Raw genomic sequence first — 19,143 nt, 5'->3', positions numbered from 1 at the left:
AAACTGAGGGACGACGGCACCAGGCGTGGATCGTCCCCGGCCGGACCGCGGCGGCGGCCGATGCCCGGCGCCGGCCGGCTTGATCCCGGTTCGCCCCGCCGTCACCGTCAGTTGCCTCGGGCGGACGGTCCCTGGGCCGCGAGTACGGCGTCCACGCCCCGGTGGTAGCGGTCGTGGTCCGAAGTGTTCACCTCAGGCACCTTGACGTTGACCTCGGGCATGCCGAGGCGGTAGTGGCGGTACCAGTTGCTGAGGTTCTGTCCGTCCGCGAACTGCAGCTCCATGTGGCGCAGCGGGCGCTTGCCGGGCTTGTCGGGGTCGATCAGCCACGGCGCGGAGCCCGCGTGCGCGAGCCCGCCGTCGACCTCGTTGTTGAGGACAACCATGATCATGTCATCGAGGAGGTCGCTGTCCACGACGACCGCGTGGTCGGCGAGAAGCGCCTCGACATGCTCAGGCCTGACCGCGACGTTGTAGCTGTGCGGCATCAGCTCGATGAGATCCGCCGGGTCCACGCCCGTCCGGTCGCAGTACTCGCGGGTGTTGCACACGATGGGCCGGCCGCCGTCGATGTTGGTGTTGGGGCCGTAGACGTTGGCGATGAACGTCGTCGCGGCATCGAAGTGGATGCACTTGGTGGTGAGGAACTCGCGTGACTCGGTGTGGTCCGAATTGGGCGTGAAGCTGGTGTTCTTGTTGAACCCGTCCACGTCCATGCTCGCCACCTGGTCGTAGTCCATGACGACCGGGGTGTGCTTCGCGAGGTCGGTCTGGTCGGTGAAGGAGCGGAATATCGCCTTGAGGTAGTCGCGCGCCGCCGCGGCGTCGGTCTCGTCGTGGATGTCCTTGCCGTGCTTGGCCAGCAGCGTGCTGAGGCCGTGGCACACCGCAAGTCCGGCCTTCCGCGCGACCAGCTTCTCCAGCCGGGCCGTGAGGTCGGCGGGCACGGGGCCGAACCGGCCGTCGGTCAGCTCGACCTCGTAGTCGGAGATGTCGACCATCGCCTGCTGTACGAGGTCTTTCATCGGGATGCTCACTGTGCTTCTCCTCGGGTGAGGGGTGTTCGGTTTCAGCGGACGGGATGTGCGATGCCGCTGTGCAGCGCGATCGTGCGCCGGGCCTTCAGGACGAAGGGCGGAGCGAGCACCTGGTCCTTGCTGACGGCGAAGCCGGCCTCGTCGGCCTCGTAGTCCTTGATCGTCTGGTAGTGACGGTCGATTTCTCCGGGTGAGGTGCCGAACGTCTCGACGATGACGTCGACCTGCTTCGGGTGGATGGCCGCCTTGCCGGTGTAGCCGCACTGCTTCGCCGCCTTGCTCTGGGCCAGGACGATGTCCATGTCCCACAGCTCGAAGGAGTTCGTGTCGATCACTGGCAGGCCGTAGCGCGATGCCGCCACACACATCCGGGCTCGCGCATGGGCCAGATAGGACTCGTCCGGCGCCCACATCTCGGCCACCAGGTCGGCTTGTCCGAAGCACAGTCCGTCGCTGACCGCCGCTATCTCGAAGGCGTTCTCGACGGCGTCCACCGTCTCGATGAAGCTGCAGATCTCCGGCGGGTCGGAAAGGCCGGACAGGAGCGACCGGTAGATGGCGACATCGCGGGCGTCGCAGACCTTCGGCACCAGCACCGTCTCCACGGGCAGACCGCCGACCTGCCCGTCGAGCGCGAGGAGCGTTTGTATGTCGAGCAGGCCGTCCGGTGTCTCGATGCTGTTGATCCGCACCCAGACACCGGCATGGCCCGTACCCGTCAGATCGACCGCGCCGAGCCGCTCGCGGGCGGCGGGCTTCGCCTGCTTCGGGACGGAGTCCTCCAGGTCGAGCACGAGCGCGACCGACTCGCGCGGCACGTGCTTCAGCAGCTTGTCGACGCGCGACGCGGGGACGTAGAACAGGCAGGGATGAACCTTCACGACCGGACCTCCTCACTCCCGAAGAAGGCGTTCAGCCTCTCCGGCGAGAAATCGTCGTGGCGGGCCGGCTCGTACGCGGCCGGTCGCACCTGGGTGTACTTCGGGAACCACTCGATGACGGCGGCGTCGTGGGCCGGCTTGAACAGCGCGATCGACTGCCCTGACCGGTTGCCCTCGCCCGCCCAGCGCGGCGAGACACGCGCCTCGTGCGACCAGCGCATCTCGAATTGGCCGGTGCTGACGACGAACCAGTCCCTTTCGGGGACGTCCACGTCGATCCAGTCGCCGGCCGGATCGCACAGCTGCAGCCCCGGGCCGTCCTTGGTGAACAGCGTGAGCAACGCGTCGTCGACGAACTCGCCCAGTCCCAGCGCCACGGTCAGCATCCCGGTCACTCGGTCGGCGACGGTCCGGCATGCGGCGAAATAGGTCTTGAGCGCGTCACGCAGTGCGATTCCCCGCTTGTCGGCCGGAAAGGGAAGGGGCTCGGAGCCGTCGAGCACGAGCCGTCCCACGCCGGCCTTGTCGGTGCACCCGGCCGGCCCGCCCTTGCCGCCGGCGTACACGCAGGCGTTCTCCGGCGCCTGCCGGAAGAAATCGTGGGCCAGTTCGTAGGCGTCGTCGAAGACCTTCCGGTCGATGCCGTGGTCGCGCACGACGAGGAATCCGGTCTCGGTGCAGGCCCGGAAGATCTCGGCACAGATCCTCGCCTCGTCCTGCTGCTCGACCTGGGCCAGGCTGATGACGGGAATGTCGGTCATGGGCGTTTCCTGTCTCGGAACGAGGGGCCGACGGCGGGATCCCCCGGGGCCCGCATGGTGGCGAGGAGAGTGCGGTCGAAGTCGATGACCCGCACTCCGTCCTGGTTGCGGCCCACCGTGTGGACCGTGACGATGCCCTCGCCCGGCCGAGTGGCGGAGGGGCGCTTGGAGACGATCGTGGTCTCGGCGTAGAGCGTGTCCCCGACGAACACCGGGGCGCTGAGCCGGACCTTGTCCCAGCCGAGGTTGGCGACCGCCTTCTGGCTGATGGTCTTGACCGTCATCCCGTTCACGATCCCGAACGTGACCAGGCTCGACACCAGCAGCCTCTTGAACGGGGTCTTCGACGCGTACACCTCATCGATGTGGAGGGGGTGCTGATTGAGGCAGATCAGCGAGCTCCAGATGTTGTCGGTCGCGGAGATGGTGCGTCCGGGCCGGTGCTCGAAGACATGGCCGACGACGTAGTCCTCGTAACTCAGGCCGGAGTCCTCACGGAAGCGCCCGGGTTCGACTTCGACGTACGGCGCGGGTATCGGGTCGTTCACCGGTTCCCCTCCCGGGCTCCGGCCAGCTGCGGCACAGACCCGCCGTTCGCCGGCCGGGCCCCGCTGCGGTGCAGGGCCGACAGCACCGCCCGCACGGTCGCCTCGTCGGGGAACGCACCCAGTCCCGCTCCCCACACCGGCTCGTGCGCCACGAGCAACTGCGCGTAGCAGACGTGCCGTGCGCCGGAATCCGGCCCGCCCTCGTCGCGGACCAGTTGCTCCACGTGGGCGTCCACGCCGTACGCACGGACCTCGGCCAGCAACGCCTCGACCGGGTCGTCGCCGGAGGCGAGCGCCGCGAAGCCGCCCCAGTCACCGGCACCGCAGTACTCGGCGCGGAAGATCTCCCAGATCCGGCCCGGATCAATCTCGGTACCGGAGAGATCGGTGACCCGCTGCATGACGCGGGCGAACTCGGCGCGCAGCGCGACGGGCAGCTCGATCCCCCATCGTGTGCGCAGCACATGGGCGATACCGCCCTTGCCCGACTGGCTGTTGACCCGGATGACCGCCTCGTAACTGCGACCGAGGTCCTGTGGATCGACCGGCAGATAGGGCACGTCCCACGGCATCTCCGCGGCCGGCACCCCCGCGGCGGCGGCCTGGTTCTCCAGGTGCAGCAGTCCCTTGGCGATGGCGTCCTGGTGGGTGCCGGAGAAGGCGGTGAAGACGAGGTCGCCGGCGTACGGATGCCGGTCCGGCACAGGCATCCGGTTGCACTCCTCCACAGCGCGGCGGACGGACGGGATGTCGGAGAGGTCGAGCTGGGGATCGACGCCACGGCTGAACAGGTTCAGCGCCAGCGTGACCAGGCAGACATTGCCGGTCCGCTCACCGTTGCCGAAGAGGGTGCCCTCGACCCGGTCGGCCCCGGCGGCGAGCGCGAACTCCGCCGCGGCCACCGCGGTACCGCGGTCGTTGTGCGGGTGGACGGAGAGGATGATGCCGTCGCGTCGGTCGAGACTGCGGCTCATCCACTCGATCTGGTCGGCGAACACGCTGGGCGCGTGCGTCTCCACCGTGCTGGGCAGGTTGAGCGTCAGCGGGCGCTCCGGCGCGGCCTCGACGATCTCGGCCACCGTGTTCGCGATCTCCAGGGCGAACTGCGGCTCGGTGACGTTGAACGTCTCCGGCGAGTACTCGAACCGGATGGCGCCGTCGGCCCGGTCGGCCAGCCTCACCATCCGCTGCGCGCTCTCCTGGGCCAGCGCCATCACCTCGGACGGTGTCTTTCGGAACACGACCTCGCGCCACAGACAGGCCGTGGCGTGGCAGAGATGGACGACGGCGCGGTCCGTGCCACGTATCGCCTCGAAAGTGCGGTCGATCAGCTCCGGGATCGCCGGGGTGAAGACCGTGACGGTGACATCGTCGGGGATGTGGCCGCCGGTGATCAGATGGCGCACGAACTCGAACTCGGTCTCACTGGCCGAGGGGTAACCGATCTCGATGTCCTTGAATCCCAGGCGGACCAGCAGGTCGAACATCTTCCTCTTGCGCCGCAGGTCCATCGGGTTGGCCAGAGCCTGGTTGCCGTCGCGCAGGTCCACCGAGCTCCACAGCGGGGCGTGGCCGGGCGCGCGGCCGAGCCAGGTACGCGTGCCGGGCTCGAGGAGGTCCTGCGGCTCTGCGCGCTGGTAGCGGTGAACCGGCATGCCGGACGGTTGCTGGGCGTTCCACCAGGGCTGTGTACGCAGCCGCTGATCCGCGGATGTCTTCGTCTTCATGAATCCCCTTGGCTCGTTGCTTTTTCCGGCGGTTCTCCAGTCGGCGGTTCACTGTGGTGACGAGCTCGGAGGCGGCGGGCCGTCCGCACTGCGGGGCGGGTCAGCTGCCCGGCGTGCCTGACGTCATCCGAACGCCCTGGTGTCGTTGGCACGTGACCTCCGTAGTGGGACCACTGATCGACCGGACGACTACGTCCGGTCCCCCGCCGAAGCACGCTACGAGCGGGTCGCCACCAGGTGCGTCTGCGGCAAGTTCATTCGAGGGGACGCGTTGCGTCGACTTCGGGCCCCTGCCGCTGCGTATTTCACTTACTCGTCGGCCGCGACGCGGTGAAACGCTCGGTCGCCTTCGCTTGTGTGCCGCAGTGAGCTTCTTCCGCGTGGGCCGGCGACGCGGACCCGGTCCGCACGGGCAGACCGTCGGACCTGGCCCGAAAGGACCGGGTCCTGGCGGCCTGCCGCGTGCGCGACGGAGATCACAGCGAGGTGAAGGCCATGATCAGGACGTCGCGGTGACCCGGTTCACCGTCGTCATCGGGACGCACCGCCGTGACTCCGTGGAAGGTGCGGCGGTCGTCACCCAGCAGGATGTCGCCGGGTTCACGGAGCGTTGTGGTGACGAGGAGCTCGCCGTCTTCCGTGTGGACCGAACTCTCCCCGCCGGTCACGTTGTTGCGATCGATCATCAATGACGTGATGAAGGTGACGCCGTCCCTGTGCCGGCCCTCCGGGGTGGGCTCGCCGACCTGGTCCTTCGTGGTGGTGGTACGGACGGGGGTGACCTTGACGTTCCACTTCTTGGTGCCGTCGACACCGGTGAAGATCTCGGCCGACCTCACCAGTACGTTGCGCAGGACGGGGTCGCCCACGAACGCCTCGGTCAGTGGTTCGTACACCCTGTCGACGCCGCCGTGCAGCTTGTTGACGTCGGCCTCCTGGCGGTACGGGCCGTGCGGAAGTCGGGTGAGGTCCCCGGTTTCCATGTCGAGCTCGAACTGGCCGTACCGGCGATAGCGATAGGTGCCGCCGTCGGCCATGTAGGGGTCGCGCTGGAGAACCTCCCAGTTCTCGGCGAAACGCGCCCAGTCGGCGGGACGGACGCCTGTCAGGGCCGAGAAGTCGTCGTGCCGGACGAGATGGGCACCGGAGTCGGACAGATCCTTGATTGCGGTGAGCGTGACGCCGCTGGTCGGCCGTGCAGTGATCATCGGTACTCCATGGGTACGTCAGGACGAAGCGTGACCGGCGCGGTTCCAGGTGGCCATCGCCCGGCCGCGGGAGAGGTGCGCCTGATGGGCCCGAACCCGTCTTCGGCCGTCACTCCCCCCAGTCCTCTTCGACATCGGGCGCAAGGGCGAGGACGAGAGGGCTCAGCGCTATGATTTCCAGTTCGATACGGCAGCCCACGCACTCCAGAATTTCGTTGAGCCGCACGGAGTCGCCGATCTGTACCGGCTCCTCGCAGCCCGGGCAGGCCTGTGCAGTGGTCGTGGTCATGAGATGAGTTCCTTCCGATCGGTCTTCCCGGGGCGGGCCTCGGTGTCGAGAGCGGTTCGGACCGCCCTCACGACCCGCTCCGCGGTGAGGTCGTAATGCGCGACGAGATGCTCCTGGTTGCCCACCTCGTCGACGAACTGATCCGGCATGCCCAGCCTCAGCACCCGAGTGGGCGCCGCCTCCGCCAGGGTCTCCGCCACCGCGCCGCCGAGACCGCCGCCGCGCCAGTGCTCCTCCAGCGTCACGACGAGCGCCGCCGGCCGGGCCGCGGCCACCAGCGTCTGCGTGTCGAACGGCCGCAGGGTGTGCATGTTGAGGACCGTGGCCCCGATCCCCTGCTGGGCGAGCACGTCCGCCGCGGCCAGACAGGCGAGCACCGGATACGGGCCGCAGCAGGCGAACACCACGTCGCCGCCCTCCCGCAACGTCTGCGCCTGCCCGATGACCGGTGGCGGGGCGGCCGGCAGTTCGGGGGTGGGTTTGCGACCGAGCCGGACGTAGAGCGGTCCGGGCAGGTTCAGGCTCTGGTCGACGAACGCCTCCGTGGCGGCGGCGTCGGCGGGCACCACCACGGTCATCGAGGGCAGTACCCGCATCACCGCGAGATCTTCCAGTGCCTGGTGCGTCGGACCGAGATGACCCGCGGCGAGGCCGCCGTGGGTGGCCATGATGCGGACCGGCAACCGGTTGTAGGCGATGTCGACCTTGATCGTTTCCAGAGCCCGGGAGGTCGCGAAGGCCGCCATCGTGTTGACGAACGGGACCCGCCCGCACGCGGCCATCCCCGCGGCCACGCCCAGCAGGTTCTGTTCGGCGATGCCGAGATTGAGGTACTGGTCGCCGGCCGCCGTGGCGTGGTCGGCGTTGAACAGACCGGTGTCGGAGTCCAGGCACATCAGATCGGAATGCCGCTTCAGGAGCGGAAGCAGGCTGTCCCGGTACGCCTCCCGGGTCGCGCGGCTCATGCGGCGTCCTCCGCTGCTCGCAGCCCACGGACCGCCCGTGCGTGGTTGCGCGGCGACAGCGTCACGTAGTGGCTGGCACTGCGGCCGGCGAGGAACGGCAGCCCCTGGCCCTTGACCGTACGGGCGATCAGCACACTCGGCTTGCCCGGCTCCCAGGGTGCGCAGTCGAGATGCGCCGCCAGCTCGTCCGGATCGTGCCCGCCCACCTCGCGGACCGCCCAGCCGAAACCGCGCCAGCGGTCGGCCAGTGGTTCCATCGGCGCGATCGCGTCGGTGGGGCCGGTCAACTGCAGTCCATTGCGGTCCACCACGGCGACCAGTCGGTCGAGGCGCAGCGACACGGCCGCGATGGCCGCCTCCCACACCGAACCTTCCTGGAGCTCGCCGTCGCCGAGCAGGACGAAGCTGCGCGCGGAGCGGCCCGCGTACCGGGCGGCCAGCGCGAACCCGCAGCCCAGCGCGAGTCCGTGGCCGAGCGATCCGGTCGGCAGCTCCACGCCGGGCACCGCGCGCACCGGATGGCCCATCAGCCTGCTGCCTGGGCGTCCATAGCCGGCGAGCTCCCCGACCGGGAAGAAGCCGCGTTCGGCGAGCGCCGCGTAGAGGCCGACGGCGGCGTGGCCCTTGCTGAGCAGAAAGCGGTCGCGATCCGGGTCGTCCGGACGCCGCGGGTCCACGTTCAGCACCGAGAAGTACAGCGCGGCGAGAACGTCAGCGCAGGAGAGAGCACCGCCGAGATGCCCGCCTTCGGGTCCCGCGCACATGTCGACGACGTGCGAGCGGATGCGTGCGGCGGCCGAGGCCAAAGAGGTCCGCTCCAGGACCGGGGTCGCGTTCATGAGGCCGCCTTCGCGAACGTGGCCACCATGTCGCGGTTCGCCCACACCTTGTCGAAGGCGTCCGCGTACAGGCCGAGCAGTTCGCCCGCTCCGGGATGAAGGTGGCGCTTCTGGAGGGTCAGGGAGTCGGCGATGACCGCGCGGGTGACCGGGTAGTCCTCACCGACGACCGTTGCGGGCGCGCCGGTCACGGACCACGGGTAGCCCGAGCCGAAGCCGGCGCGGTCCACGAACACCTTCTGGTCGGGCAGCGGCATGAGCTGGTACTGCGACATCGGTACGCCCTCGGCGCGCAGCAGCCGCCGCAGAGCCCCGCGCAGTGCCTCGGGCCGCACCCCGTCCAGGCCGAACGCGGCCGGGTCGAACCGGAACCGCAGGATGTGCCAGGCGTGGGTGCTGTCCGGCAGCGCGGTCGGCACGCGCAGACCGGGCAGCTGTCCGAGCCGGGCGAGGAACTCGGTGACATTGTGCTGCCGCGCGCGCTCGTACTCTTCGTACCGGTCGAGCTGCGCGGTGGTGAACGCGGCCTGGAGAGCGTTCATCTTGTGATTCCAGCCCAGGCCGTACGAGACGTAGTCGCGCTCCCGACCGGCTTCGATCATCTCGCCGAACTGCCTGCCGCGGCGCATCGCCTCGGCCAGTTCCGCGTCGCGGGTCACCAGCAGGCCGCCTTCACCGCAGGTCGGTATGTTCTTGCTGACCTGGAGGCTGAAGGCGCCGGCGGCACCGATCCCGCCGACCGGCCGACCGCGGTGGGTCGCGCCGGGGGCCTGTGCGGCGTCCTCGATCACCGCGATGCCGTGCTTGCGCGCGATCCCGGTGATTCGGTCCATGTCGGCGGGCGCGCCGTGCAGGTGCACGGGGATGATCGCCTTGGTCCGAGCCGTGATCCGGCGCTCCACGTCGTCCGGGTCGATGTTGAAGGTGACCGGGTCGATGTCGGCGAACACGGGAACGGCCATCTGGTGCACGGGTGCGAGCCCGGTGGCGATGAAACTGAGTGCGGGCACGATCACCTCGTCACCCGGTCCGACACCGAGCGCGGCCAGCGCGAGGGACAGCGCCGCGGTGCCGTTGGAGACCGCGACGCAGTGCTCGAAACCGAAGCGGCGGGCCCACGCCTCCTCCAGCGCGGACACCGGGTTCACGCCGTCCGTGTCGGACACCAGTCTCGCCCCGTCGAGCGCGTCCAGAACCGCCTTGCGGTCCTCGTCCTGCACCAGGGGCCACGGCACGTGGCGCCGGTCCGTCGGCACGGTCGCGGTGCCGCCGAGCGCTGCCAGCTTGCTCATCACTCTCCACTCCACAGGTTCACGGTGGTCGATGCGTACGCGGTCACAGCCGGACGGCCGCCGCGCCGACGGCATCGACCGCGAGGGCGTACGCGCCGCGCAGTCGCGTGACGTGGCGCGCGATGTCGGGTGCGGCGGCGCGCGGGTCCGCGAGCCCGTGCGCGCCGGTGAAGCGCAGGCCGGTCCAGGCGTGCGCGACGGACTCGACCGCCCGTCCGGCTGCGGCGAGCACCGGGTCGTCCCATCGGCCGCCGCAGCGGCGCAGGAGCTCACCGTGCAGTGCCGCCTGCGCCTGCATGCCCCAGCCGAAGGGGTACAGCTCGCGCAGTGCGCCGGCGTCTGCGCCCCGGCACCGGTCGAGGAGTTCCGCGGCGAACTCGTCGTATCCGGCGAGACCGGTACGGGCCGAGGTGGCCATGGTGAAGCCGTCGACGTCGGTGCGCAGGAACTCGCCGAGCCGTTCGGGCGTCAAGGGCTCGGGCGGGGTGTCGAGGCGGACGTCGAGACAGCGCCGGCCGATCCGCGAGTCGCTGAAGAAGGCGTCCTGGACGTCGGACGGGTTCGCCGAGCCCCAGCTCCGCAGGAAGTCCTCGATCGGGACGGCACCGCGGAACGCGGGCGGCATCGCGTCCGAGACGTGCACCACCCCGCGCGTCTCGTCCAGTCCGTGGACGACCACCAGGTGTGCGGCGTGCACGTCTCCGTACGCGGGCCGGAACGGCAGGTGGAAGTTGTCCACGGCGGCGATGACCAACCGGTCGTCGGCCAGCGACTCGCGCACCTCCCGCCAGACGTCGTCGTCGGCAGGCTGCCACCAGCGCGCGTGCAGCTCGTGGTGGGGCGCCAGCGCGGCACCGAGGTCAGTGACGCCGGACCCGTCCGCGAGGCAGGGGTAGTAGAACTCCTCGGACCTGACGTCGCCCGGCAGGTGCAGGAATCGCCAGCCCGCGCCGAGCACGGCCAGCGGATCGGCGCCCGCCCGTGCCAGCACCGAGCCGATGGTGGACTGCAGGCAGCTGATGAGATCGCGGTACCACAACTCGGGTTCCGGTCCGGTGATCATGTAAGTGCGTGCCGTCGTGTCGACGGTCATCTCAGAGCTCCGTCCGCTGGAGGGTGACCGCGAAGAGATGGATCGCCACGTTGCGGGGCAGCAGGATGCCGGTCAGCCCGGCCCGCCGGGTGACCGGCACCCGTTGTGCCCACATGACGGCGGGAATGCCTCGTTGCACGTGGTGCGGGTAGTGCATGACCAGACTCTCGAACGCCTTGACCTCGCCGAACCACGCCGGCGCCGCCCAGAAGTCGGAGACCCGCAGCGCTTCCGCGTCGACGAATCCGTCGGCGAAGCTCAGCTCGACGGTGTCCTCGCAGCGCCGTTCGGACGCCGCCAGGACGTGGATCCAGTCGTAACGGCCTTCGGGCACACGAATGAACTGTCCGGCGCAGCGGACATTGTCCGGCCCCTCACAGACCGGAGGGAACTCGAAGGGAACGCCGTCCACGTGCACAAGACTCTTGCCCGCCGGCAGATAATCGGCAGAGAACGAGTTTCCCCATACGTTGAACTCTCCCGCCTTGGTCTCCGTGGCAGCGGAGACGGCTGCATTGTTGCGATGGCCGGAAATGTCCACCGGTTCGCACCGGCCTGTCCTGGCGGAGAACACCGGATTACCCCTCAAGTGATCCACCTCACTGAAGCACCGTCTTAAGTCCCGAACCTAGCCCGGTCATTAAGTCTTTCGTCAGGGCCGCACCTGGCTTGAAAAGCGATTTACGTGCTGCGCCCCCGTGCTGATGTATTAATTTCACCAACCCCGGGGCGTTCGGTCAATGAATTCTCGATCGACTTAGGGAATCGCGGGGTTCGGACATTCTGATGGGTCGCGGTATCGGGTCGGCAGCGGCGGCCGGTCGAGAATTCAGGCGGCTATTCGATCAGTTTCTTCGGCCAGGAATTCACTGACCTTTTCCGCGCAGGCCCGCATGCCCGTGGTCAATCGTGTGCCGCGGCGCCACAGGAGCTGGGTGCTGACCTCGAAGGGTGGCCGCCAGGCGAGCGGGGCGAGGACACCGGTGTCGATGTCGTCCGCCACGGCCACGGCGGGCAGCAGGGCGATCCCGAGCCCGGCTGCCGCCCAGCGCTTCGCGGACTCCACAGTCCCGGATTCCAGCAGCGGCGCGGGCTCCCGCCCGCTCCACAGCTCCCGTTCCAGCAGCCTGCGGCAGCGCGGCCCCGCCTCGGGCACCAGAAGGGGCGTTTCCCGCAACTGGTCCGAGGTCACCCGCCGGCGTGCGGCCAGCAGGTGGTCCGGACAGACGACGGCGACCAGCGGCTCGGTGCGCAGCACGACGCCCTCCATGCCGGCGTGCCGGGTCTCCACGTCCATCACCAGACCGAGGTCGAGGGCGCCCCGTCCGAGCGCCTGGAGGGTGTCCTCGCCGGAACCCGGCCGCAGTACCACTTGCAGCCCCGGGTGGCGGTGATGGAAGAACTCCAGCACCGGGGGCATGTGGTAGGTCGCGATGCTCTCCATGGTTCCGACGAGGACCCGGCCGACCGGCTCACTGCCGCCCCGGGCCGCGCTGCGGGCCTCGTCGGCCAGGCAGAGCAACTGCTCGGCGTACGGCAGGAACCGTTCCCCGGCCTGGGTGAGCCGGACGCTGCGGCCCGAGACCCGCTCGAACAACTCGATGCCGAGGGCGTTCTCCAGGCCCCTGATCTGGCCGGTGACGCTGGACTGGGCGTAGTTGAGCTCCGCTGCCGCCCGGCTGAAGCTGAGCAGGGTGGCGGCCTTCTGAAAGGTCGTGAGCTGGCGGATGTCCACGTGGTCCTCCGGGGGTTGTCGCGCCGCTTGCCGGTCAGTCGCCGTACGTGCTTCCGTCGCTGCCCTCGCCGAGGCCTGCCTCGGCCAGTTCCCGGGCGACGGCGGCGATGTCCGCCAGCAGTTCGTCGACGTCCGCCTCGGTCGTCGCCGGGTTGAGGAAGACGAGCTTGAGGTGGACCCGGGGCTCACCATCCGGGCCGGCCACCTTGGTGCGGGCCACGAGCGCGCGTCCGCGCGCCATGAGCGTGCGCCGGACCGCGGCGTTCCAGGCGTTCTCGTCGGTCACGCCCCACGCGGGCGGCCGGCAGCGGAAGATCACCGTGCTGAGCAGCGGCTCCGCCAGCAGGTCCAGGTCCGTGCCGGCCGTGATGCGGGCCGCGGCGTACCGGGCCAGACCATGGCACCGGTCCATCCAGGCGCCCATGCCCTCCCGACCCAGCGTCAGCAGGGACGCGGTCATCTTGAAGGCGTCCGAGCGACGCGTCGTCTGCATCGAGGTGCCCAGCAGCGCGGTGAACCCGGCCGCCTCGTCGTCCGCCGGGTTGAGGTACACAGCCTGCTGGTCCAGGCACCGCAGGTGCCGCTCGTCGCGGACCAGGAGCACGCTCGACGAGGCCGGCGTCCAGCCGAACTTGTGCAGGTCGAAGGCGACGGAGTCGGCGCGGTCCAGCCCGGTCAGGAGCGGGGCGAGCGTGCGGGAGAACAGCGCCCCGATGCCGTACGCCGCGTCGACGTGCAGCCACATGTCCCGCTCGGCGGCCAGGTCGGCCAGCTCGGGCAGCGGGTCGAAGGCACCGCGGTCCGTCGTGCCCGCCGTCGCGACCAGCGCCAGGGGGAGCTCGTCGGGACCGAACCGGTCGAGGATGCGGCGTGCTTCGTCCACCCGCATCCGGCCGAGGTCGTCCACCGGCACACACACCACGGCGTCCTGGCCGAGGCCGAGGAAACCGGCCGCGCGGGCCACGGAGAAGTGTGCGGCCGCCGAGCACAGGATCCTCGGCCCGACCCGCAGACCGGTCAGGCCCGAGCGGGACACCTCGCCGCTCTCCCGCAGCGCGTGTTCCCTGGCGACCAGCAGACCCATCAGGTTGGAGATGCTGCCCCCCGGTGTGAGGGTGCCCGACGCCCCGGCGCCGAAGCCGGCCCACGACGCCATCTCCGCGATCAGCCGCCGCTCCAGCTGCAGGGCGAAGGGACCGCTCTCCCAAGAGTGCAGGGACTGGTTGAGGGCGGCGGCGAGCAGCTCGGCGGCGACGGAGGCGGCCGTGGGCGCGCACTGCATGCGGGACACGGCGGCCGGGTGCGCGAGGTCGGCCGCACCGGCGGCGTACGCCTCGAACAGCGCGGTCACCCGCCGGGGGTCGGGGCTCTCGGCGAGGAACGCTCCCCCTTCGAGGAACCGGTCCATCGCGGCGGCCGCCGCCTGGGGGCCGCCGGCCGCGACCGGTCCACCCCGCTTCAGCGAGGCGTCGTGGAGCGCGCCGAGCGCGGAGTCCACCAGTGTCCTCAGCTGTTCGAAGGCTTCCGGCCGGCCGACCAGCGCCGCGTTCCTGCCCGTGTCGATCATTGGCGGAGTCCTTGCTCTCGTGAGTCCGGTATGTCTCGTGAAGCGGCGTCCCGCTCGACGGGGGCGCCGCGTGTGCCGCGGATGACGCCGATCGACGCGACGACGACGGCCGCGAGGCCCAGCGTCTGCAACGGCGAGATGGTCTCGTGCAGGACGAGCAGGGCCACCAGGGCGCCGATCGCCGGTTCCAGGCTGAGCAGCACCCCGAAGACGAGCGCGGAAACCCGGCGCAGCGTCTCCATCTCGCAGGTGTACGGCACCAGGGACGACAGCATCGCGACGCCGAACCCGAAGGCGAGCACCGCCGGGTCCGCCAGCGCGGAGCCGCCCTCCCACAGCCCGGCCGGCAGCGCGCACAGCGTGCCGAAGGCCATCGCGAGCGCCAGTCCGCCCCCGCCGGGCAGCAGCGCGCCGACCCTGGCCGACAGCGGCACGTACGCGCCCCAGAACACCGCGCACGCCAGGGCGATGAGCAGCCCGGTGATCCCGGCGGCGCCACCCTGCCAGCCGAGGAGGGCGATGCCGCACCCGGCGAGCACCGCCCACAGCCGGTCGCGGGCCCGACGTGAGGACAGGGCCGCGACGGTGAGCGGCCCCGCCATCCCGACGGTCAGCGCGACACCGACGGGCATCCGGGCCATGGCCAGGTAGAAGCACAGATTCATGCCTGCGATGGCGATGCCGAGGACGGCGACCGCACCCGTCGTGCGCCGGTCCAGTCGCAGCGACGGCCGCCAGAACAGCAGGAGCACCGCCGCGGCGAAACCGAGCCGCAGCACGGTCATCGCGGCGGGTCCCACGGTGCCGAACAACTGCTTGGCGAAGGCCGCCCCGAGTTGGGTGCTCACCATCCCGACCAGCATCAGCACCGGTGCCGGGACGGCACCGATGCCGCGGGGGGCGGTACCGCCGGCCGGGACCGCGGTCCCCTCGGTGGCTACGTCGGCGCTCATGATGTCGTCCTTCCTCCGCCTCCACAGCGGCTGCGGGTACGGCTCGGGGTGCGGTCGGCGGCGGGGCCCGGCCGGTGCGTCATGGCGTGAGGAGGACCTTGCCGGTGGTGGCCCGGCTCTCCAGCAGGACGTGGGCCCGTGCCGCCTCGGCCAGCGGCAGCCGTTCACCGACGCCGGGACGGACCACGCCGTCGGCGACGTGCGTGAAGAGCTCGGCGGCCGCCGCCCTGAGCGAGGCCGCGTCCGGTACGTGGTCGGCGAGGGTGGGCCGGGTCAGGTACAGGGAGCCCGCCGTGCGCAGCAGTTCGACGTCGACCGGCGGGACCGGGCCGCTGGACAGCCCGCACACGGCGAGGGTGCCCCGGCGGCGCAGTGCCTTGACGCTCTCCTCGAACGTGGCCGCGCCCACCGAGTCGTAGACCGCGTGCGCGCCCTGGCCGCCGGTGAGTTCGCGCACGCCGGCCGCGAAGTCCGCGTACGGCAGGGCGTGGTGGGCGCCCGCGGCCAGGGCGGCCTCTCGCTTCTCCTTGGTGGAAGCCACGGCGACGACCTGCGCGCCGCGGTGTGCGGCCAGCCGTACCAGGAGCTGACCCAGCCCCCCGGCGGCCGCCAGCACCACCACGGTCTCGCCGGCCGCCACGGGGTGCGTGGTACCGCTGAGGTACAGCGCGGCGAGCCCCTGGAGCAGGACCGCTGCCGCGTCGGACAGCGCGACGCCGTCGGGAACGGGCACCAGCTTGGTCTGGGGGACAGCGGTGTACTCGGCGTAGGCACCGAGCTGGGTGGCGTACGCGACCCGGTCGCCCGGGGCGAAATCCGTGACGCCGTCGCCCACGGCGGTGACCACTCCGGCGGCCTCCTGGCCGGGGACGAACGGGTAGGCCGTGGGGTAGGTGCCGTCGCGGAAGTAGACGTCGATGAAGTTGAGGCCGACGGCCTCGTTGCGGACCACGACCTGGCCGGGCGCGGCCTCGGGGCGGGGCAGGTCGGTGACGGCCAGGACCTCGGGTCGGCCGGGGCGGGTCACTTGCAGGGCACGCATCAGTTCCTCGATTCGGCGGGTGCGATGGGGGTGGCGGCCGTCGCATTGCGGGACCGCCCAGGTCCGTGGGCCCCGGTGTGCGGCTCGGACTCGCGAAAAAGCCCGCGGAAGTAGTTGATGTCGCCGGTGAGGCCCGCCATCAGGGTGTCGATGCCCGGTTCCCCGAGGCCGTCCACGCCGTGCAGCAGTTCCTCGTTGCGGCGCAGCCGGGCCGGGGCGAAGGGCAGGGCGCCCGCGGTCTGGTAGCGGATCGCGCCGGTGGCGTCGCGCCGCGGGATGATGTCGGACCGGGCGGAACGGCTGGCGCTGAACGGTATGTCCAGCCGCCCCTCGGTGAACGCCTCGACGATCGCCTCGATCAGGTCGGGGCGCCGCAGCAGTGGCTCGACGAGATCGGCGACCTCGTCGAGGATCCACCTCTGCTCCTCGGTGACCCGGTCGTCGTCGATGGTGACGAAGTCCAGCAGCGGCGAGTTGGCCCGGTTCGCCAGTCGCAGACCGGCCACGTTGGCCGCGGTGTCGGGGATGCCGTACGCCTCCTGGTACGTCTTGGTGATCAGTTTGGAGGCCCCGCCGAGCCGGGCCGCCAGCGCCCCGTAGAGGATGAGGTCCTCGGCGTTGTCGCGCTCGCGGGGGAAGACGCCCATGAACTCGTGCAGCACCGCGTGGACCTGGACACCGGCGGGGAGGTAGCGCTCGGCGAGGACCGGAATGCTGCGCAGGGCCGCGACGTCCTGGACCAGGTGCCCGCCCTGCGGATAGGCCACGGAAACACAGCGGACACCGGCCCGGGTGGCGAGCACCGCCTCCAGCACGCTGACGGCGAGGCTGATCGACGGCGGCACGAGCACCGCGGTCAGAGTGCCGAACAGCTCCCGGTCGACGATCACCCCGTGGTCGGCCAGTTCGCCGCAGGCGCGGTCCACGTCCCGCCATGCCGTCAGGGACTCGGCCAGCGGCACGGCCTTGGAGTAGGGCAGGTTGTACGAGATGCCGCCGCCCTCGAAGGAGGTGATGCCGCAGGCGACGGAAACGTCGAAGAGGAGGCGGGCGTCGGGGGAACCGTGCCGGATCTCCAGTGGCGCGTCGACCAGTTCGTTCAGTTCACGACCGCGCTGCCAGCCGTGGGCGACCAGCGGGTAGCCGTTGAGGTCGGCCGGCCGCAGGTGCAGGGTGCGCCGGGCCTCGCCGAACCGCTTGAGCCGGGTGTGGGAGTCGATGGTCAGTGTCAGGATGTCGGGGCGGGCCTCCTCTTCCAGGGTCGTCAGAAGCCGCTTCATCTCCTCGTGCCCGCCCACGCCGCACCGCGGCTGCAGGGCCACCCGTCCCCGGTCCTTGCAGTCCTGGAGGACCTGGGCGGCGGTGGGCTTGCCGAGCGAGGCGATGTACGCGGCGGACTGGGACGGCGTGGGCAGTGATGTGGCGCAGGCCAGTGGGACGGTGGCGGAGCCGTCGGCGGACGGGACGGACGTGACGCTCATGACGCCGCCAGGTCGGTGAGCCTGGGACCGCGGCGGTCGAGCCGCAACCGGTCGAGCAGGCCGGGCAGTTCGGCCGCGTCGGCCAGGATGTGGTCCACTCCGGCGGCGTACAGGCGGTCGTGGGCCGAGCCGTCCTTGCGGCTGCCCACGGAGAGGTTGCCGCCGACGACGACCGGGCAGGCGATCCGGCCCGACCGCTTGGCCTGGTCGAGACCGCGCAGATCCTCGTGGACATGTCCGTTGAGACTGCCGATGACCACGGCCTCGGCTTGCGGGTGCTTCTCGCAGGCCTCGGCGAACTCCTCGACACTCGTGCAGGTGCCGAGATTGACGACGTGGTAGCCGAGGCCGCGCAGGGAGTGGGCGATGAGGTGGTTGGCGACCGCGTGGCTGTCGCTGGCCGCCACGCCGAGGACGACGGTGGGAGGTGCGGGGTGCTGGGTCGGCAGAGTACGCATCGAGCTTCCTGGTTCGGGGGCGGTCGTTGGTGGGGTGCCGGTGGCTGTGCGGTCAGTCGTCGAACGCGGCGAAGAGCTCCCGCTTGCTCACGGACCTCAGCCGGTCGACGTCGAACTCGCCGGGGTCGGCGGCGGCCAGTGAGTCGAAGACGTGGCTGATCGCGGGCACCAGGCCCCATACCTCGTGGTAGGGCGGCTGCCCCGGCGCGAGGCGGCCGGAGTCCTCCTGGCGGGCGAAAACGTAGTTCGGCCAGTCCTCGGCGCGCGGGTGGCGGTGGTGGAAGTCGTGGACCACGGTGTCGCCGGTCAGCACGAGGTAGCGGGACGGGGCGTGCACGAACAGCAACCGCAGGGTCCAGCGCGTCCACGCCAGGGCGCGGCGCCCGACGGGCAGCTGCGGCGCGGGGACCGGGTCGCCGAGAAAGATGGCGTTGGTCAGCGAGGCGAAGTACGCCCGGCTGCGCCGGTCCTCCAGGCCGGGCTCGGGGAAGGTGTGCTTGACGCACAGCCGCAGGGTGTTGCTGACCTGGAAGAGCGGGACGAGTGGCACGAACCACACGACGAGCAGCGCCGGCCAGGTGCCGGTCACCGCCGTGACCAGGGCGAGCGTGCCGTAGAGGGTGACGGCCGCCACCTTCTCGGTGCGCGCCGACTCGCTCCAGAAGGAGCGCACCCGGGAGACGGCGAATGCGAAGTGGAAGCGCGGGGAGAGCAGCTTGCCGAGGAGCCGGCGCCACATGTGGCGGCGGGTCATGCCCGGGTGCAGGCCCAGACTGACCAGGAAGGCCTGGACCGTGGGGTCCTTCAGGGTCATGTGCTCGAGCGCGTGGTGGTCGCTGACGTGCTCGCGGCTGTAGCGCTGGAAGTTCTGGATGACCAGGAGGCTGGACACGGCGTGGCCTATGGCCCGGTCCGGCCCGCGGCGGCGGTACATGTTCCGGTGCGAGCACTGGTGGTAGATCATCATCCGCAGGTTGCGCATTCCGTGCAGGGTCACCGCCCAGCCGGCCGCGAGCAGCAGCAGGAACGGCCCGCCCATGACGTAGGCCAGCGTGCTGAGCAGGACACCGGCGGCCATGGACGCGGTGGCGGTCACCAGATGGAAGGTGGGTGTCCAGCCCGGCGACCGCTGGCCGGGCAGCGCCTTGCCGGTGAGGACCGTCAGCGGGAACTGGAGGAATCCCGGCAGCACGGTCATGGACTCGCGCGGGTCACGGACCGCGGCGGCAGGGGCGGAGAAGCCTTGCTGGTCGAGCAGTGCCATCGG

At 70.6% G+C, this 19,143-nt stretch carries 19 protein-coding genes; all 19 read right to left on the bottom strand.

Annotated features, from left to right (window positions below):
- Positions 1-107: 107 nt before the first annotated feature.
- Complete coding sequence (locus M6G08_RS08330) at positions 108-1,037, bottom strand: hypothetical protein (RefSeq protein ID WP_272586531.1); 930 nt, start codon at positions 1,035-1,037, stop codon at positions 108-110.
- 32 nt (positions 1,038-1,069) lie between these two features.
- Positions 1,070-1,918, bottom strand: a complete 849-nt coding sequence (locus M6G08_RS08325; RefSeq protein WP_272586530.1) for an HpcH/HpaI aldolase/citrate lyase family protein — start codon at positions 1,916-1,918, stop codon at positions 1,070-1,072.
- Positions 1,915-2,679 (bottom strand): 2-oxoglutarate and iron-dependent oxygenase domain-containing protein, encoded by a 765-nt coding sequence (locus M6G08_RS08320; protein ID WP_272586529.1) that lies wholly within the window; start codon positions 2,677-2,679, stop codon positions 1,915-1,917. Before M6G08_RS08320 ends, M6G08_RS08325 begins: the two co-directional genes overlap by 4 nt.
- Positions 2,676-3,227, bottom strand: a complete 552-nt coding sequence (locus M6G08_RS08315; protein ID WP_272586528.1) for a MaoC family dehydratase — start codon at positions 3,225-3,227, stop codon at positions 2,676-2,678. Before M6G08_RS08315 ends, M6G08_RS08320 begins: the two co-directional genes overlap by 4 nt.
- Positions 3,224-4,954 (bottom strand): 2-isopropylmalate synthase, encoded by a 1,731-nt coding sequence (locus M6G08_RS08310; protein WP_272586527.1) that lies wholly within the window; start codon positions 4,952-4,954, stop codon positions 3,224-3,226. Before M6G08_RS08310 ends, M6G08_RS08315 begins: the two co-directional genes overlap by 4 nt.
- A 476-nt stretch (positions 4,955-5,430) precedes the next feature.
- Complete coding sequence (locus M6G08_RS08305; protein WP_272586526.1) at positions 5,431-6,162, bottom strand: 2OG-Fe dioxygenase family protein; 732 nt, start codon at positions 6,160-6,162, stop codon at positions 5,431-5,433.
- A gap of 109 nt (positions 6,163-6,271) precedes the next feature.
- A complete protein-coding gene (locus tag M6G08_RS08300; RefSeq protein ID WP_272586525.1) occupies positions 6,272-6,451 on the bottom strand; it encodes a lysine biosynthesis protein LysW in 180 nt (59 codons plus the stop codon).
- A complete protein-coding gene (locus M6G08_RS08295) occupies positions 6,448-7,416 on the bottom strand; it encodes a transketolase family protein (protein WP_272586524.1) in 969 nt (322 codons plus the stop codon). The genes M6G08_RS08300 and M6G08_RS08295 overlap by 4 nt, the downstream gene beginning before the upstream one ends.
- Complete coding sequence (locus M6G08_RS08290; RefSeq protein WP_272586523.1) at positions 7,413-8,255, bottom strand: transketolase; 843 nt, start codon at positions 8,253-8,255, stop codon at positions 7,413-7,415. The genes M6G08_RS08295 and M6G08_RS08290 overlap by 4 nt, the downstream gene beginning before the upstream one ends.
- The gene (locus tag M6G08_RS08285) at positions 8,252-9,547 is read right to left on the bottom strand and encodes a DegT/DnrJ/EryC1/StrS family aminotransferase (protein ID WP_272586522.1); all 1,296 of its coding nucleotides are present in this window, start codon (positions 9,545-9,547) and stop codon (positions 8,252-8,254) included. Before M6G08_RS08285 ends, M6G08_RS08290 begins: the two co-directional genes overlap by 4 nt.
- 43 nt (positions 9,548-9,590) lie before the next feature.
- Positions 9,591-10,640, bottom strand: coding sequence for a BtrH N-terminal domain-containing protein (locus M6G08_RS08280; protein WP_272586521.1), 1,050 nt, complete (start codon positions 10,638-10,640; stop codon positions 9,591-9,593).
- Between the two features lies 1 nt (position 10,641).
- Entirely contained in the window at positions 10,642-11,181 is a 540-nt protein-coding gene (locus M6G08_RS08275) for a beta-sandwich domain-containing protein (RefSeq protein ID WP_272586520.1), read from the bottom strand.
- Positions 11,182-11,469: 288 nt separating this feature from the next.
- Positions 11,470-12,375, bottom strand: a complete 906-nt coding sequence (locus M6G08_RS08270; RefSeq protein WP_272586519.1) for a LysR family transcriptional regulator — start codon at positions 12,373-12,375, stop codon at positions 11,470-11,472.
- 34 nt (positions 12,376-12,409) lie between these two features.
- Positions 12,410-13,942 carry a pyridoxal phosphate-dependent decarboxylase family protein gene (locus tag M6G08_RS08265; protein WP_272586518.1) on the bottom strand — a complete coding sequence of 511 codons (1,533 nt, stop codon included), beginning with the start codon at positions 13,940-13,942 and terminating at the stop codon, positions 12,410-12,412.
- The gene (locus M6G08_RS08260; RefSeq protein ID WP_272586517.1) at positions 13,939-14,895 is read right to left on the bottom strand and encodes an EamA family transporter; all 957 of its coding nucleotides are present in this window, start codon (positions 14,893-14,895) and stop codon (positions 13,939-13,941) included. The genes M6G08_RS08265 and M6G08_RS08260 overlap by 4 nt, the downstream gene beginning before the upstream one ends.
- A gap of 79 nt (positions 14,896-14,974) precedes the next feature.
- Positions 14,975-15,937: a quinone oxidoreductase family protein gene (locus M6G08_RS08255; RefSeq protein WP_272586516.1), complete on the bottom strand. Its 963-nt coding sequence runs from the start codon at positions 15,935-15,937 to the stop codon at positions 14,975-14,977.
- On the bottom strand, positions 15,937-17,418 hold the full coding sequence (locus tag M6G08_RS08250; RefSeq protein ID WP_272586515.1) for a methylaspartate mutase: 1,482 nt from the start codon (positions 17,416-17,418) through the stop codon (positions 15,937-15,939). The genes M6G08_RS08255 and M6G08_RS08250 overlap by 1 nt, the downstream gene beginning before the upstream one ends.
- A complete protein-coding gene (locus M6G08_RS08245) occupies positions 17,415-17,876 on the bottom strand; it encodes a cobalamin-dependent protein (RefSeq protein WP_272586514.1) in 462 nt (153 codons plus the stop codon). Before M6G08_RS08245 ends, M6G08_RS08250 begins: the two co-directional genes overlap by 4 nt.
- 52 nt (positions 17,877-17,928) lie before the next feature.
- Entirely contained in the window at positions 17,929-19,140 is a 1,212-nt protein-coding gene (locus M6G08_RS08240; RefSeq protein WP_272586513.1) for a fatty acid desaturase, read from the bottom strand.
- Positions 19,141-19,143 lie beyond the last annotated feature (3 nt).

The sequence above is a fragment of the Streptomyces sp. M92 genome (assembly GCF_028473745.1).
Lineage (GTDB): Bacteria > Actinomycetota > Actinomycetes > Streptomycetales > Streptomycetaceae > Streptomyces.
Note: the sequence above shows the minus strand (reverse complement) of the source record. Positions and strands in the feature narration are given on the sequence as shown.